Annotated in this window: 16 protein-coding genes; 11 read left to right on the forward strand and 5 right to left on the reverse strand. The window is 64.7% G+C overall.

The features are described 5' to 3' along the window. Positions 1 to 87: 87 nt before the first annotated feature. From WFK98_RS21625 to WFK98_RS21640, 4 genes are all read right to left on the reverse strand, one after another. Entirely contained in the window at positions 88 to 528 is a 441-nt protein-coding gene (locus WFK98_RS21625) for a hypothetical protein (RefSeq protein WP_336801697.1), read from the reverse strand. Positions 529 to 602: 74 nt separating this feature from the next. Next, positions 603 to 890 carry a hypothetical protein gene (locus tag WFK98_RS21630; protein ID WP_336801698.1) on the reverse strand — a complete coding sequence of 96 codons (288 nt, stop codon included), beginning with the start codon at positions 888 to 890 and terminating at the stop codon, positions 603 to 605. A gap of 256 nt (positions 891 to 1,146) precedes the next feature. Continuing rightward, complete coding sequence (locus WFK98_RS21635) at positions 1,147 to 1,440, reverse strand: hypothetical protein (protein ID WP_336801699.1); 294 nt, start codon at positions 1,438 to 1,440, stop codon at positions 1,147 to 1,149. Then, a complete protein-coding gene (locus tag WFK98_RS21640) occupies positions 1,440 to 1,727 on the reverse strand; it encodes a DUF6874 family protein (protein ID WP_336801700.1) in 288 nt (95 codons plus the stop codon). Before WFK98_RS21640 ends, WFK98_RS21635 begins: the two co-directional genes overlap by 1 nt. 467 nt (positions 1,728 to 2,194) lie before the next feature. Between WFK98_RS21640 and WFK98_RS21645 the strand changes: the two genes are divergently transcribed. From WFK98_RS21645 to WFK98_RS21665, 5 genes are all read left to right on the forward strand, one after another. Further along, positions 2,195 to 2,821 carry a hypothetical protein gene (locus WFK98_RS21645; protein ID WP_336801701.1) on the forward strand — a complete coding sequence of 209 codons (627 nt, stop codon included), beginning with the start codon at positions 2,195 to 2,197 and terminating at the stop codon, positions 2,819 to 2,821. Positions 2,822 to 2,972: 151 nt separating this feature from the next. After that, positions 2,973 to 3,242, forward strand: a complete 270-nt coding sequence (locus tag WFK98_RS21650) for a hypothetical protein (protein ID WP_336801702.1) — start codon at positions 2,973 to 2,975, stop codon at positions 3,240 to 3,242. 209 nt (positions 3,243 to 3,451) lie between these two features. Then, the gene (locus WFK98_RS21655; protein ID WP_336801703.1) at positions 3,452 to 4,141 is read left to right on the forward strand and encodes a ParB/Srx family N-terminal domain-containing protein; all 690 of its coding nucleotides are present in this window, start codon (positions 3,452 to 3,454) and stop codon (positions 4,139 to 4,141) included. Continuing rightward, the gene (locus WFK98_RS21660; protein ID WP_336801704.1) at positions 4,141 to 4,368 is read left to right on the forward strand and encodes an Acb2/Tad1 domain-containing protein; all 228 of its coding nucleotides are present in this window, start codon (positions 4,141 to 4,143) and stop codon (positions 4,366 to 4,368) included. The genes WFK98_RS21655 and WFK98_RS21660 overlap by 1 nt, the downstream gene beginning before the upstream one ends. Next, positions 4,365 to 5,288 (forward strand): hypothetical protein, encoded by a 924-nt coding sequence (locus tag WFK98_RS21665; RefSeq protein WP_336801705.1) that lies wholly within the window; start codon positions 4,365 to 4,367, stop codon positions 5,286 to 5,288. Before WFK98_RS21660 ends, WFK98_RS21665 begins: the two co-directional genes overlap by 4 nt. A 46-nt stretch (positions 5,289 to 5,334) precedes the next feature. On the opposite strand, the gene WFK98_RS21670 is transcribed toward WFK98_RS21665, so the two are convergent. Beyond that, positions 5,335 to 6,051 (reverse strand): hypothetical protein, encoded by a 717-nt coding sequence (locus WFK98_RS21670; RefSeq protein WP_336801706.1) that lies wholly within the window; start codon positions 6,049 to 6,051, stop codon positions 5,335 to 5,337. A gap of 123 nt (positions 6,052 to 6,174) precedes the next feature. Between WFK98_RS21670 and WFK98_RS21675 the strand changes: the two genes are divergently transcribed. From WFK98_RS21675 to WFK98_RS21700, 6 genes are all read left to right on the forward strand, one after another. Next, positions 6,175 to 6,852 (forward strand): hypothetical protein, encoded by a 678-nt coding sequence (locus WFK98_RS21675; RefSeq protein WP_336801707.1) that lies wholly within the window; start codon positions 6,175 to 6,177, stop codon positions 6,850 to 6,852. Further along, a complete protein-coding gene (locus tag WFK98_RS21680) occupies positions 6,797 to 8,836 on the forward strand; it encodes a terminase gpA endonuclease subunit (RefSeq protein WP_336801708.1) in 2,040 nt (679 codons plus the stop codon). The genes WFK98_RS21675 and WFK98_RS21680 overlap by 56 nt, the downstream gene beginning before the upstream one ends. 37 nt (positions 8,837 to 8,873) lie before the next feature. Continuing rightward, entirely contained in the window at positions 8,874 to 9,089 is a 216-nt protein-coding gene (locus WFK98_RS21685; protein ID WP_336801709.1) for a phage head-tail joining protein, read from the forward strand. Further along, positions 9,089 to 10,651: a phage portal protein gene (locus tag WFK98_RS21690; protein ID WP_336801710.1), complete on the forward strand. Its 1,563-nt coding sequence runs from the start codon at positions 9,089 to 9,091 to the stop codon at positions 10,649 to 10,651. Before WFK98_RS21685 ends, WFK98_RS21690 begins: the two co-directional genes overlap by 1 nt. An 11-nt stretch (positions 10,652 to 10,662) precedes the next feature. After that, the gene (locus WFK98_RS21695) at positions 10,663 to 12,741 is read left to right on the forward strand and encodes a prohead protease/major capsid protein fusion protein (protein WP_336801711.1); all 2,079 of its coding nucleotides are present in this window, start codon (positions 10,663 to 10,665) and stop codon (positions 12,739 to 12,741) included. A gap of 61 nt (positions 12,742 to 12,802) precedes the next feature. Beyond that, positions 12,803 to 13,141 carry a DUF2190 family protein gene (locus WFK98_RS21700; protein ID WP_336801712.1) on the forward strand — a complete coding sequence of 113 codons (339 nt, stop codon included), beginning with the start codon at positions 12,803 to 12,805 and terminating at the stop codon, positions 13,139 to 13,141. Positions 13,142 to 13,239 lie beyond the last annotated feature (98 nt).

Here is a 13,239-nt window from a genome sequence, read left to right on the forward strand (position 1 = left end):
TTGATCGCACCGGAAGCCGGAGGAGAGGCCCCTCCGGCTATGCGCTGCGGTCAGGCCGCTTCGAACAGCGCCTCGATGCTGCCGGGCTCAGCCATTGGCCTGGCCCTCCGCGACGCTCGCTCCCGGGCCGGTGTAGGGCTCGAACTGCCAGCTCTCGTTCCAATAGGCCATGATGGCGTGCTCGCCGTGCGAACCGTTGGCGAGCGTGGCGATCCGCAGGTCGAGCCGCGCACCGAAGCCCGGAGACCCGAATTCTTCGTCTGAGGTAAGCGCCTCGTCGAAGCCGACCATCTCCAGAACGACACACGGTTCGCCAACGCCATGAAGATTGAAGCCGGCGCGTGGGGTGACCAACTGGCCGACCTTAAACGGCTTCTCGGTCTGATAGCGGGCGAACAACTCGCGCAGCGTTTCGACCTGCGCCTCGTGGATCGGCCGGTTCTGCGGCTTCGGACGCGGGTCGTTGCCGCCGTTGCTGCCGCCGATCAGGTCCGCCATTGAAAACGGACCAAGCACCTTTACGTCCATGGGAAATCCCTTCCTGAAAACCGACGCATGATCACGTCCCGCTGCCGGCGGCTGGCGCCGGCAGGGAGCCAGGATCACCAGAGGGCGACCGAATGGGCGTTGAGGCGGTCGCGAAGGCTGCGGGCCTCGTCGACGGTCGAGCACTCCCGGAGGACCTCGAAGAGAACCGCCTGTCGTTCCGCGTCCGCGAAGCTGTAAAAGCCGGCCACTTGCAGGCCGAGCCGGACGTAACTGGTGAAGACCTCGCCCTCTCCACGATCGACCTTCACGACGCGCGGCTCGGCCGTCGCGATTGCAGCCTCGGTGTGGATCGTGTCGGTTGCCGGCCGCTCGACGATCTCGGCCTTAAGTGCGAACCCCATCTGCATGCCCTCCGTTGAACGCCTGATCGCGTCTCGATGCCGCCGGCGCGCGTCGGCATCAGGTCGCGGTCAGGGGATCGTCGGGAGGAAGGTGAGAAGGCTCACGAAGACGCTCACGCAGAGGAAGCCGGCGAAGCATCCCGAGGAGAATGGGTGTCTCTCGCAGTCGAAGAGGTAGGGGAGCATTGGTGGATCTCCTTCGACGCATGATCGCGTCCCGTCGCCGGCCTCGGTCGAGACCGGCGCTAGGCCGAGGTCAGGCTTCTCCCTTGATCCGCCACCAGTCGCATTCCGGGACGATGTAGAGGGCGCGCCATTGCGCGGGTGTCAGCTGGTCGCTGCTGTCGTTCTGCATTTCCCAGGACCGATTGAACGGCGAATAGGCGAGGTCGGCGACGCAGAAGCCGTCGCCGGCTTTCCAAGCCAGGACGACGTAGGCGCCATCGCTGCGCACCTTCGCGTCGGCGAGATCGTCGAAGGCGATCTGATGGCCGTAGTTGTCCCAAGCCTCGGCGAGGGTCGGCCACTTCTTGCGAGAGAGCTTTGCCATCACGCGGCCCTCTCTGAGGCTCGCGGGCGGAAGTTGTCGCCGAGCTTCCCCGTCGTCCGGTCCAGGTGTCGGGCGATGCCGGTGATGTCGTGGGTGAAGTCGAAATCGTCGAAGGAGAGGAGCCGGTCGAAGGCGAGGGGCGTCCCGTTCGCGTTCGTCGCCGTGAGATCCATCTCGCAATGCACCCGGTCGTAGCCCTCGAAGATCAGGCCCAGCCGGCGCGCCCGCCGGACGGCCCGGCGGGTCATTCGCCGTTCTTCCTCGCTACGCTTGAAGCTGACTTCCATCTGCGACCTCCGTTGTTCAATCGTTGTATTCTTACAATCAGAAAAAGCGAAATACAACGGGTCGCGTTGAAGTTTGATCGGAAAAAATGCAAGGATGACTGTGCCGCGAAGCAGGGCCGCTTTCGGCGATGCGCGTCGATCAAAAAGTCCATTTTGATTGGAAGATGAGCAGGTTGAGCGCGAAAATTTTCGAATTCTCAAGCTGCTGGCGGCTCACCGCAAAGCGTTGACAGTGAAGGATAATTCCAACGAATGGTGGGAAATGTCCGTTGACGGGTGAGACAAATCCACCCCATTCTCGCGCTCAATCAAGGACGGATCGCGCTCCACCCTGACCGGGCCGCTCCCTGCCCCCCTTGATTATTTCCTCTCGGATCTGTGACAGCCCTCGGCGAGCGATACCTGTTCGCCGAGGGTTCCGGTTTGGGATCGGAAAAGGCGAATTTTTCAGCCGAAAAGAGGCGCTGGTGGAACTCGAAATCCGGCTCGGGAACAACGCGATTGCGGCCTGGCAGCGGGCGTTTCGCGAGATGCCGGCGCAGGCTTCCAAAGAGCTTGCCAACGGGCTGAGCGATGGCGGCCTCAAGCTCAGGACAAGCGTGCGGCGAGCGCTGCGGACCCAAATGGGGACGAAGTCGGCCGCCCCGATCAATCTGCGGACGCCGTCGAAGCTCGATCGCGGCGGGCTCTCGTTCACGATCTACGGCAACGGCAAGGGTCTACCGATCTTTGACTTCCCGGTGAGGATGTCGCGGTCGAAGCGGGCGCTTGTCCGGTGGAGCCCCCGGCAGCATTGGCAACTTCAGCCCCGCAACGCCTCCGGCCAGTTCGGGCCGATCCGCGACACCCCCGAGGCCGCCGTCTCGGCCATGGTCTGGGGGAACATGCACGCGTTCCAGCGCTCGTTCGTCGGGCCTCGCGGCCCGCGTGCGATCCGTGGCGGAGCCAAGGGCGGCATGCGCCAGCTCTTCGGTCCCTCGGTCGCGAAAGAGCTTGGCATTGATCAATCGCTGGTCGCCTTCAAGACCGGCATCGGCTCGATCATCGAGCCCTCGATTTCGCGCCGCCTCGCCCGTCTATTGCCAACCGGCTAGGGCAGAGCGCGACCTCGCAACCTCGGCCCCGACGAACTCTCTTCTCTCACGCCGAGGAGAGACCAAAGACATATGCCCCGGGGCTCCCGGGCGGGGGCGTCCCGCCCCCAGCCCCGTCGATGCCGAGCCCCTAGCGAAGCGAGGCGACCCAATGAGCGATGAACCGGTCTACGTCCGACAGACCAAGGTCGAGAGCACCGAGCAGGCCAAGGCTTGGTGGAACGACGCTCGGCAAGCCGCCTCGGTCCAAGGCTGTGTGTTCTTCCGCTTCTCGATCCATGACGACGACCCCGACCTGATCCTGATCGAAGGCTGGCGCGCTCAACCCGACGACCAAGGCAAGCCGCGTTTCGAGACCACGTCGGCCGACGTGTCTGAGGCCGTGCCCAAGCCCAAGGCCCGACGCACGCCTCGTCCCTAGCCCGTCCGCCCCTGACCGCCGTGCACGCCCCCTGCCACGCTGCCCGCGAGGTGTCCCGAGGCGGTTCCGATCGTTGCCGATCCGCAACACCCCCCCGGGGCCTTGGGTCCTATCCAGGGGCGGCGGCCCCGCGCGGCGGCGGCAGCGCGGAATTTGCGCGCTTTTCAGCTCTGCGTGTTCCTGTTTTGATGGCATGACCGAGGCCCTGCATGGCTGCACGATCGTCCTCGCCGGCCCCGGCTGAAAAGCCGGGGGTGCCGGCCACCGAAATCGAGATGTGGGCGGTCGAGCACCTCGTCCCCTACGCTCGAAACTCGAAGAAGCATCCGAAGGCGCAGGTCCAGCAGCTCGCCGCCTCGATCACGGAATTCGGCTTTACGATCCCGATCCTTGCGGCCGAGGATGGCACGATTATCGCGGGCCACGGCCGGCTGCTCGCGGCTCAACTGCTCGGCATGAAAGAGGTCCCGGTCATCGTCGCCCGGGGCTGGACCGACGAGCAGCGCCGGGCCTACACGATAGCCGACAACAAGCTCACCGAGAACGGCGAGTGGGACGAGAGCCTCCTGAAGCTTGAACTCGGGGAGCTGGCGCTTGGCGGTTTCGATGTCGGCTTGATCGGCTTCTCGGCGCTCGAACTCGACCGCATCGTTCACGGCGGGGAAGGTTCCGATCCCAAGGACGAGTGGAACGGGATGCCGGAGTTCGATCAGACCGACAAGACGGCATTCCGAACGCTCCCGATCCACTTCCCGGACCAGGCCGCTGTCGATCGTTTCGCCGCGCTGATTGGGCAGAAGATCACCGAGAAGACCCGCTTCGCTTGGTATCCCGAGATCGAGATCGAGACCTATGCCGACAAGCGCTACAGCGCGCAAAAAGAGAGAGAAATGAGCTGATGTCCACGGTCGGAAGTGCTTCGGATGATCGCACCGCGAACAACGCAGTGCGCCATCAATACCGCGTGCTGTCGGACGAAGAGAAAGCGTCGATGGTCGCCATCAAAGACAAGGGCGCAGAGCTTCTCAGCCTGATCGAAGCTCTCGGTGGGAGCCGCGAGCTGAGCATCGCCAAGACCAAGACCGAGGAAGCCGTCATGTGGGCGGTCAAGCACATCACGGCATGAGCCTGACGCAGCCGCAGTTTCCGGTCTACATCCCGACCAAGGGTCGGCACAAATACATGATCACGTCGAAGGTTCTGACGACGCTCGGCGTGCCGCATTTCCTCGTCGTCGAGCCTCAGCAATCCGACGACTACCGGCGCGCCGTAGACCAAATGAAGCTGGACGCGACGGTCCTCGAAATGGATCTGACGTTCAAGGATCGTTACGAGCTGTGCGATGATCTGGGGCTCTCCAAGAGCACCGGCCCCGGGCCGGCGCGCAACTTCGCGTGGGAGCATTCAATCGCCGCCGGCCATGCCTGGCATTGGGTGATCGACGACAACATCAAGTGGTTCTATCGGCTCAACCGGAACCTGAAGGTGCCGGTCTCGGATGGAACGATCTTCCGGGTGATGGAGGACTTCGCGCTCCGGTACAGCAATGTAGCGATGGCTGGGCCGAATTATTTCATGTTCGCCTCGCGCAAGACCGCCATGCCGCCATTCGTGACCGGGACGCGGATCTATTCCTGCAACCTGATCAGGAACGACGTGCCGTTCCGCTGGCGCGGCCGATACAACGAGGACACGATCCTCTCGCTCGACATGCTCAAGGCCGGCTGGACCACGATCCAGTTCAACGCCTTTCTGCAGGAGAAGATGGAGACGCAAAAGCTCCCCGGCGGGAACACCGACGAGTTCTATCTCGCGGAGGGAACGAAGCGGGAGGGGCAGAAGTATTCGGACACCGGCACGGTCGCCAAGTCGCGGATGCTCTGCGATGTCCACCCGGACGTTGCGAAGATGGCCTGGCGCTTCAAGCGGTGGCACCATCACGTCGACTACGCCCCGTTCAAGGCCCGCAAGCTTGTGAGGGCCGAGGGGATCGTCGTACCCGAGGGCATCAACGACTACGGGATGGTTCTCAAGATCATCAAATGAACGAGCCCCGCCGTTGAGGCGGGGCCGGTGCCGATCGCGAGATCGATCAGGCGATGGTGATGAACTGCTTCCTGCGGTCCCAACTCAGGTCGGCCTTGGCCTCCCGAGCCGGAAAGCCGGCGGCGACGCAAGCATCGATGAACTGTTGGACGGTGGCGCCGGCGCGATAGAGCGCGAAGCGAGCGTGCGACCGCGAGCCGGGCTGCTTCGGGTTCGCGACGACCGCCGCGATCGTCGCGGTGGTGTCGAGCTTGGTGCGAGCGCTCTCGCCCTCGACCTTCTCGGTCTTCGGAGCTTTGGCTGCGCGGCTTGGCTTGGGCTCTGCCATCCGGCCGAGTTCGAGGGCGGCCCTACGCGCGCTCGGATTGCCGACCAGAGGGGCGAGTGCCGTTGCCTGCGCTGCCGCCGCCGCCGTCTCGCGGCGAAGTTCCTCGGCATTCCTGGCTGCGCGGAGACGAGCGAGGCCCGGGGACGGCTGGGACGGCGCGGGCGCGAAGGGGGCGACCTCTGCGGGGGGCTGGGCGTCGGCGGTGATAGCCGCGTCCCGCTCGTCGATCGCCTTCTTCACAAGCTCGACGGTCGGCTTCGCGACCTCGAAGGTCATGGCGAGAAGGTCCGGGGCATTCTCGACGCCGTTCATCTCCGCGATGGCGAGGAAGCGCTTCACCGCAACCTCCTTCGTCGCCGCGCGTGCCGCCACCCGGCCGCTTGTCAGGATGCCCGAGAGGGTCGAGATCTGCGCGCTGGTGAGGTTGGTCTGCATTTCGGTCTCCTTCAATCCAAACGGTTTCCAATCGCCGTTGTCTGAATACAACCCAAATCCGATGACCTGTAAAGGTGACGGGTGTAAATTTACAATCTTTTTGTGTGAGGGTGGTTGAGGCCGATGGCGCGCACGTCAGCAAAGGCGGCTGCCGAGCCGGAGGGAAGTCGTCTTCCGCCGGAGGCAGCGGCCGCACTTCTCGCGACGACGCCCGAAACGCTGAAGCGGCTTGCGCAGCAGGGGGTGATCCCAGGCACCGAGGGCGGGACGTACCCGGCCGGCCGACTGATCCAGCAGTACGTCGCTCACATCTCGTCAGACGAATGCGGCCTTCAGGACGCTTCCGAGCTGATCATGGTCTCGAAGGAGCGCATTCGGCAGCTCGTTGAGGCTGGCTACATCACCAAGCTCCGGGCCAACCGCTACAGCAAGCGCGGTGTCGTGCAGGGCTACATCCGGTTCCTGAAGGACGAGGAGCGCCGCTCTTCAAAGAGCGCCACGGCGAGCAAGGTCGGCGAGGCGCGGGCACGCGAGATCGAGCTTCGCATCGCTCAAAAGGAGCATCGGATCTGCGACACCGAGGACGCGATCGGCGTCGTCGAGGAGATCGTCGGCATGTACCGCTCCGAGCTGTCCGGTCTGCCGGCGCGTCTCGCTCGGAACGATCTCCCGCTGCGCCGAGAGATAGAGAAAAACGTGAATGGTATCCTCGACCGCGTCAGCGCAACGCTTGCGAAAAGGGCACTTGCTCTTCGAACGGGCGGCGAAGCTTTCGAAGCCGACGCCGAGGATGTTGCCTGACGAGTGGGGAGCCGCGAACCGGACCTATAAGAACGGCTCGGGCGTTCCCGGCCCGCGCGATCCGACGCTCACCCCCTACACAATCGCTTTCGGCCGCGAGGTCGCGGCAGCGAACTATTCCCGCTGCGTCCTGGCGATGTTCGCCCAAGGCGGCAAGTCCGAGATGCTCCTCGATCTGATCGGGGAGAGGATGGATCGCGCACCCGCTCCGATCCTTTACGTCGGCCCGACGAAGCAGTTCCTGAACGAGCAGTGGGAACCGCGTGTCGTCGATCTTCTGGATCAGGCGCCGGCGCTTATGTCGAAGGTCGCGCGCGGCAAGCGCATGACCAAGTCCCGAAAGGTCATCAACGGGAACCCGCTCCGCCTCGCCCACGCCGGTTCTTCAACCGCCCTCAAATCCGACCCCGCAGCGCTGGCGCTGACGGACGAGGCCGACGAGCTGATGGCGAACGTCAAAGGCCAGGGCGATCCGCTCGGCCTGATCGATCTCCGTGGCGAGACCTACGGCGATTTTGTCCACGCGATCGTCTCCACCCCGTCAGCAGGACCGTCCGAGGTGCAGCGCGATAGCGAGACCGGCCTGGAGTTCTGGGCGGAGCAAGATCCTGACGACCTGGAGAGCAAGATCTGGGCGCTCTGGCAGGACGGGACCCGGTATCATTGGGCGTGGCGCTGTCCGCAGTGCCAAGGCTACTTCATTCCGCGCTTCTCCTGCCTCGAAGTGAGCGGCAAGGATTGGAAGCAGGTCACGGTGGCCGACGCTCGCGCGAACGCGCGCGTCATCTGCCCGCGTAACGGCTGCATCATCGGCTCCTCTGACGAAAAGGAGGCGATGAAGATCACGCGCGATCTCAACGCGACCGGCGTCTACGTGGCGCCGGGGCAACGGATCGACAAGCGCGGGCGCGTCCTCGGCGATCCGCCAGACAGCGACACCGCGTCATTTTGGGTCTCGGGCCTCTGCTCTCCGTTTTCGACCTTCGGCGACCGGGCGGCCGACTACGTCGCCGCGCTGAAAAGCGGGGACCAGCAGAAGGTCAAAACCGTCATCAACGGCGGGTTCGGCGAGCTATGGGCTCCGCACGGCGGCGATGTCCCGGAATGGGAAGAGGTGCGCCGGCTTGCGTTGCCCTATTCGAAGGGAGATCTCCCCGAAGAGGTCGTGTTCCTGACCCTCGGCGTCGACGTGCAGAAAAATCGGCTCGTCTACGTCGTGCGCGGTTGGGGCGCGCGCCAAGAAAGCTGGTTGATCGACGCGGGCGAGCTGTGGGGTGAAACCTCCGGCATCATCGGAGAAGCGGCCGGCGATGGCGATCGAGCCGACGACGTGTGGACGCAGCTCGCCGAGCTGCTCTCGGCGCAGTATGGCGGCCTGCATATCCAGCGGGCATTCATCGATGCTGGCTTCCGGCCTGGCAAGGTCGACGAGGTCCCTGACCATCGCGTCTACGAGTTCTGCCGCCGGCACGCCCGGGTAGCGTTCGCGACCAAGGGCTTCGATCATCGCGACAAGCCTCTCTCGGTCAACCGGATTGACGTGACGCCGCGCGGCAAGACCTCGCGCTACGGCCTCGATCTCGTCCGGCTGGACAGTGATTTCATGAAGTCGTGGGTTCACCAGCGGCTTCGTTGGCCGGAGGACCAGCCCGGCGGTTGGCACCTCTACCAAGAGATCACCGAGGACTACTGCCGGCAGATCGTCTCCGAGGCGCGCGTGCGCAAGCCGAGCGGGGGCCATCAGTGGATCGTCAAGGCCCGCAACAACCACTTTCTGGATGCGGAGGCGCTGGCATTTGCGGCGGCCTACATGCTCGGCCTTCAAAGGCTTCCTGACACAGCGCGCCGGCCGGGCGCGAGAAGCCCGGCCCCGAAACCAGCCGCGCCAGAAGCAGCTACGGCCGAACCAACGAAGACGCCGCCGCCCAAGCGAGCCGGAGGCTGGCTCGAACGGGGCAGGGGAGGCCGAGGCTTCCTCGGATAGCGGCCCCACCGCTCAACTCGAAAATTGATGGTGAGAGATGTCGATCGCGGAAGAAGTCGCGGCGCTCCGCGAGGCTATTGCGTCTGGCACGAAGCGCGTGCGGACCAAGACGAACGGGGTCGAGCGTGAGGTCGAATATCCCTCCTTTGACGATCTGAAGAAGCGTCTCGACTACCTGAACGGGCTCGACGCGGCGCAGTCCGGTCGTCCGCTTTCGCGCGTCAGCCTCGCGACCTTCTCGAAGGGCCGCTGATGATGCGCGCGACATGGGTCGACCGCGCGATCGGCTTCGTATCGCCCCGGGCCGCCACTCGGCGTGTCCTGCAACGGGCGGCGCTCGACAGCCTGCTCGGGGGTCGGCGCGGATACGAGGGAGCATCGCAGGGGCGGCGAACCGATGGCTGGCGCTCCGCCAACTCGTCGGCCGACGCAGAAGTCTGGGCGGCCGGAACGATCCTTCGGGATCGCATGCGGGATCTGGTCCGCAACAATCCGCACGCTGCGAAGGCAATCGCGGTGCTGGCGACCAACATTGTCGGCGACGGTATCGTCCCGCGCGCGAAGACAGGTGACGACGAGAAAAACAAGGTGATCAACTCCCTCTGGGAGCGCTTCTCCAAGACCTGTGACGCCGATGGTCAGCTCGACTTCCTGGGTCTTCAGACGCTTGCGTGCCGCGAGATGCTCGAAGGCGGGGAAGTGCTCATCCGCCGCCGGATGCGAAAGCTCTCGGACGGGCTGCCGGTTCCGATGCAGCTCCAAATCCTTGAAGCCGACCTGCTCGATGCGAGCAGGACCTCGCTCTATCAGGACGGCACAGAGGTCATCCAAGGCGTCGAGTTCGACAAGATTGGTCGCCGCTCGAAGTATTGGCTGTTCACCCAGCATCCCGGGAACAACTTCGCGTTCTCTGTCGCTGGGCTTACCAGCAAGCCGGTCGCCGCTCGCGACATTCTTCACGTCTACGAAAAGCAGCGGACACAGGTCCGGGGCGTCCCTTGGGGAGCCCCGGCGATGTCGACGCTCCGCGACCTCGACGAATACGAAGACGCCGAGCTGATGCGGAAGAAGATCGAGGCGTGCCTCGTCGGTGTCGTCACCGGCGGAGATGAGCTTGATATGGGCGTCGGGATCGCGCTCGAAGAGAACCAGAAGCCGGGCGTCTATGACGCGGACGGGACGCTCGTTGAGCGCTTCGAGCCCGGCATGTTCTTGCACGCTCGCGGTGGACGCGACGTGAAGTTCAACGCGCCGGCTGCGACGAGCGGGCATGAGGCTTACAAGCGGGTGACGCTTCGCACCGTCGCCGCTGGCTTCCGCGTCCCCTACGAGCTGATCTCCGGCGACCTCGCCGAGGTCAACTATTCGAGCATCCGCGCCGGCCTGGTCGAGTTCCGGCGGCTAGTGTCGAGCGTGCAGTGGCAGATCTTCATTCCGATGTTCTGCCAGCCAGTCTGGGATTGGTTTGTCCAAGCGGCCTACTTCGCCGGCGAGATCGACACCGATCAAGTTCCAGTCGAATGGAGCCCGCCTCGCTTCGTTTCGGTCGATCCGTTCAAGGATGCGATGGCGGCCCTTACGGAGGTTCGCTCCGGCCAGCGGTCGCTCTTCGATGTGATCGCGGAGACCGGCCGAAATCCGCGCGATGTTCTGACCGAGATCGCCGAGGCAAATGCGCTGCTCGACCAGCTCGGCATCAAGCTCGACAGCGATCCGAGGCACACCGACAAGTCCGGCATCCTCCAAGATCCGGCCGTCATCGCAGCGGCGCTCTCAGACGGCGGCGGGGCCGCCTCTTCGAAGGCTAAAGCCTGAAAGGCACTTCCATGAGCAATACGACCATGCAGGTCCCGCCGCAGCGGCGGGGCGGCGAATTGCGCGCGGCCAGCTTCGACGAAGCTGAGAATACGATCGAAGTCGTCTTCACTACAGGCGCGACCGTGCGCCGGAATAGCTGGTGGGACGGTCCCTATGACGAGGAACTCGTCGTCGAGCCGGGCTCGATCCGTCTTGAGCGGCTCAACGCCGGCGCGCCGTTCCTCAACTCTCACGACAGTTGGGATCTCTCCGACGTGATCGGCTCCATCGTCCCGGGCTCTGCGCGGATTGAGGGCGGCCTCGGCATCGCGACGGTTCTGCTCTCGCGCGCCCCGGGCGACGCGGACAACGTTCAGAAGATCCGTGACGGGATCGTCCGAAACATCAGCGTCGGCTACCGCGTCCACAAGGTCGAGAAGACCGAAGCGGACGACGGCTCTGTCCCGGTTTGGCGTGTCGTCGATTGGGAGCCCCTCGAAGTCTCGGCCGTGCCTATCCCGGCCGATCCCGGCGCGCAGGTTCGCTCGGCGGATGACCGCCAGCGCTCCGACGCCAACCCCTGCATCGTTATCCGGGCCGAAGGCCCTCCCGCCGCGCAGTCGGCAACTCACGAGGAGACCGCGATGTCCAATCGCACCAATGCCGCTGCCGATGAAACGCGCAGCGAGGTCGAGCCCAACGCTCCGGCCACGATCCACGCGACGGCAAGCGAAATCCGTGGCCTCGACGTTCCGAGCCAGGCCGATATCGACGGTGCTGCTCGCCGCGCTGCCGAGGAAGCCGTTCGCGGCGAGCGCGACCGGTCGGAGACGATCCGCTCCCTCGCCGCAAAGGCTGGTCATGACGCCCTCGGTGCGGAGCACATCCGGGTGGGCACTTCGGTGGTGCAGTTCCGCGAATTCCTGTTCGACGCCATGGTCGCCGCTCAGGGCACCACCGAGATCCGAGGCCGTGTCCGCGTCGACGTGACTGCCGACGAAAGCCAGAAGCGCGGCGATGCAATCGAAAACGCGATCCTGCACCGCGCCGACCCGCAGAGCTTCCAGCTCACCGACGCTGGCCGCGAATTCCGTGGCATGAGCCTGATCGAGATCGCTCGGGATTGCCTCGAAGTTCGCGGCACCCGCTCGCGTGGGCTCTCGAAGCTCGAAGTCGCTCAGCTCGCGCTTGAGCAGCGCTCCGGCGGCCTGCACTCGACCGCAGACTTTCCGGCCATCCTCGCCAACGTCGCGAACAAGACCCTTCGCGCCGGATACGAGGCGATGGGACAGACCTTCCGTCCGCTCGTCCGTGAAACGACCGTGTCCGACTTCAAGGAGGTCAGCCGCGTTCAGCTCGGCGAGGCTCCGAGCTTCGAGAAGGTCAACGAGCACGGCGAATTCACGCGCGGCACGGTCGGCGAGGGTGTCGAGAAGTACAGCATCGCGACCTACGGTCGGATCGTCGGCATCACCCGGCAGGTCATCGTTAACGACGACCTTCAGGCGTTCTCGCGCATCCCGCGCGCGTTCGGTGTGCAGGCGGCGCAGCTTGAGAGCGATCTCGTCTGGGCTCAGATCCTCGGCAATCCGAACATGAACGACGGTGTCGCGCTGTTCCATGCGACCCACGGCAACCTCGCCGGCAGCGGTGCGGTGATTGGCATCGACAGCATTGGAGCTGGCCGCCTCGGCGTCTCGACCCAGAAGGGTCTCGACGGCAAGACCACGCTCAATCTGGACCCGAAGTATCTGATCGTGCCGAAGGCGCTTCAGACCAAGGCCGAGCAGTTCATCGGTCAGATCTTCGCTGCCAAGACCGCCGACCAGGTGCCGGAGAGCCTGCGCAGCCTGACGATCATCTCCGAGCCGCGCCTCGATAACGGCATCGCTCGCAGCAACATCGCTGGCTCGTCGACGGCCTGGTATCTGGCCGCTGATGGCAATCAGGTCGACCTCGTCGAGCTGGCCTATCTCGAAGGTCAGCGCGGCGTCTTCACCGAGACCCGCCAAGGCTTCGATGTCGACGGCGTCGAGATCAAGGTCCGCCTCGATGTTGGTGCGAAGACCATCGACTGGCGCGGCCTCTGGAAGAACCCCGGCGCCTGATCGGCCTAACGGCGGGGCGCTCAGCCCCGCCACGGCCCCCCCACTCCTTGGAGAAATCGCTATGAAGAATTACGTCAAGCCGGGCGACATGCTCACCCTCGCTGCCCCCTACGATGTTGCGTCGGGCGGCGGCCTTCTCGTCGGCTCGATCTTCGGCATCGCCGCCTTCTCCGCTCTCAGCGGCGCGGTAGTCGAAGCCAAGACGACGGGTGTCTTTGACCTGCTCGCCGAGGGCGCGGGTTCCGGTCAGGCATTCGCGGTCGGCGACGCGGTCTATTGGGACAACACCGCCAAGCGCGTGACCAAGACGACCGCGAGCAACACCAAGATCGGCGTCGCTGTGGCCGCCAAGGCAACCGCAGATGTGGTTGCCCGCGTCCGGCTCAACGGCTCGTTCTGATGAATTGGGCTCGACTTGACGCGCTCGCCGGCCGGGCCACGGCTCGGCAGTTTGGCGAACGCGTCAGGGTCGTCCCGAAGGCGCAATCCTCCGGGCGT

The organism is Kaistia sp. MMO-174 (assembly GCF_037147815.1).
Classification (GTDB): domain Bacteria; phylum Pseudomonadota; class Alphaproteobacteria; order Rhizobiales; family Kaistiaceae; genus Kaistia; species Kaistia nematophila.

What these genes read in the sequence shown, in the direction of transcription:
- WFK98_RS21695 (WP_336801711.1), top strand. Translation starts at nt 10,663, where the DNA reads ATGAGCAATACGACCATGCAGGTCCCGCCGCAGCGGCGGGGCGGCGAA.
- WFK98_RS21625 (WP_336801697.1), bottom strand. Translation starts at nt 528, where the DNA reads ATGGACGTAAAGGTGCTTGGTCCGTTTTCAATGGCGGACCTGATCGGC.
- WFK98_RS21685 (WP_336801709.1), top strand. Translation starts at nt 8,874, where the DNA reads ATGTCGATCGCGGAAGAAGTCGCGGCGCTCCGCGAGGCTATTGCGTCT.
- WFK98_RS21650 (WP_336801702.1), top strand. Translation starts at nt 2,973, where the DNA reads ATGAGCGATGAACCGGTCTACGTCCGACAGACCAAGGTCGAGAGCACC.
- WFK98_RS21690 (WP_336801710.1), top strand. Translation starts at nt 9,089, where the DNA reads ATGATGCGCGCGACATGGGTCGACCGCGCGATCGGCTTCGTATCGCCC.
- WFK98_RS21635 (WP_336801699.1), bottom strand. Translation starts at nt 1,440, where the DNA reads ATGGCAAAGCTCTCTCGCAAGAAGTGGCCGACCCTCGCCGAGGCTTGG.
- WFK98_RS21640 (WP_336801700.1), bottom strand. Translation starts at nt 1,727, where the DNA reads ATGGAAGTCAGCTTCAAGCGTAGCGAGGAAGAACGGCGAATGACCCGC.
- WFK98_RS21630 (WP_336801698.1), bottom strand. Translation starts at nt 890, where the DNA reads ATGGGGTTCGCACTTAAGGCCGAGATCGTCGAGCGGCCGGCAACCGAC.
- WFK98_RS21700 (WP_336801712.1), top strand. Translation starts at nt 12,803, where the DNA reads ATGAAGAATTACGTCAAGCCGGGCGACATGCTCACCCTCGCTGCCCCC.
- WFK98_RS21665 (WP_336801705.1), top strand. Translation starts at nt 4,365, where the DNA reads ATGAGCCTGACGCAGCCGCAGTTTCCGGTCTACATCCCGACCAAGGGT.
- WFK98_RS21670 (WP_336801706.1), bottom strand. Translation starts at nt 6,051, where the DNA reads ATGCAGACCAACCTCACCAGCGCGCAGATCTCGACCCTCTCGGGCATC.
- WFK98_RS21660 (WP_336801704.1), top strand. Translation starts at nt 4,141, where the DNA reads ATGTCCACGGTCGGAAGTGCTTCGGATGATCGCACCGCGAACAACGCA.
- WFK98_RS21675 (WP_336801707.1), top strand. Translation starts at nt 6,175, where the DNA reads ATGGCGCGCACGTCAGCAAAGGCGGCTGCCGAGCCGGAGGGAAGTCGT.
- WFK98_RS21655 (WP_336801703.1), top strand. Translation starts at nt 3,452, where the DNA reads ATGGCTGCACGATCGTCCTCGCCGGCCCCGGCTGAAAAGCCGGGGGTG.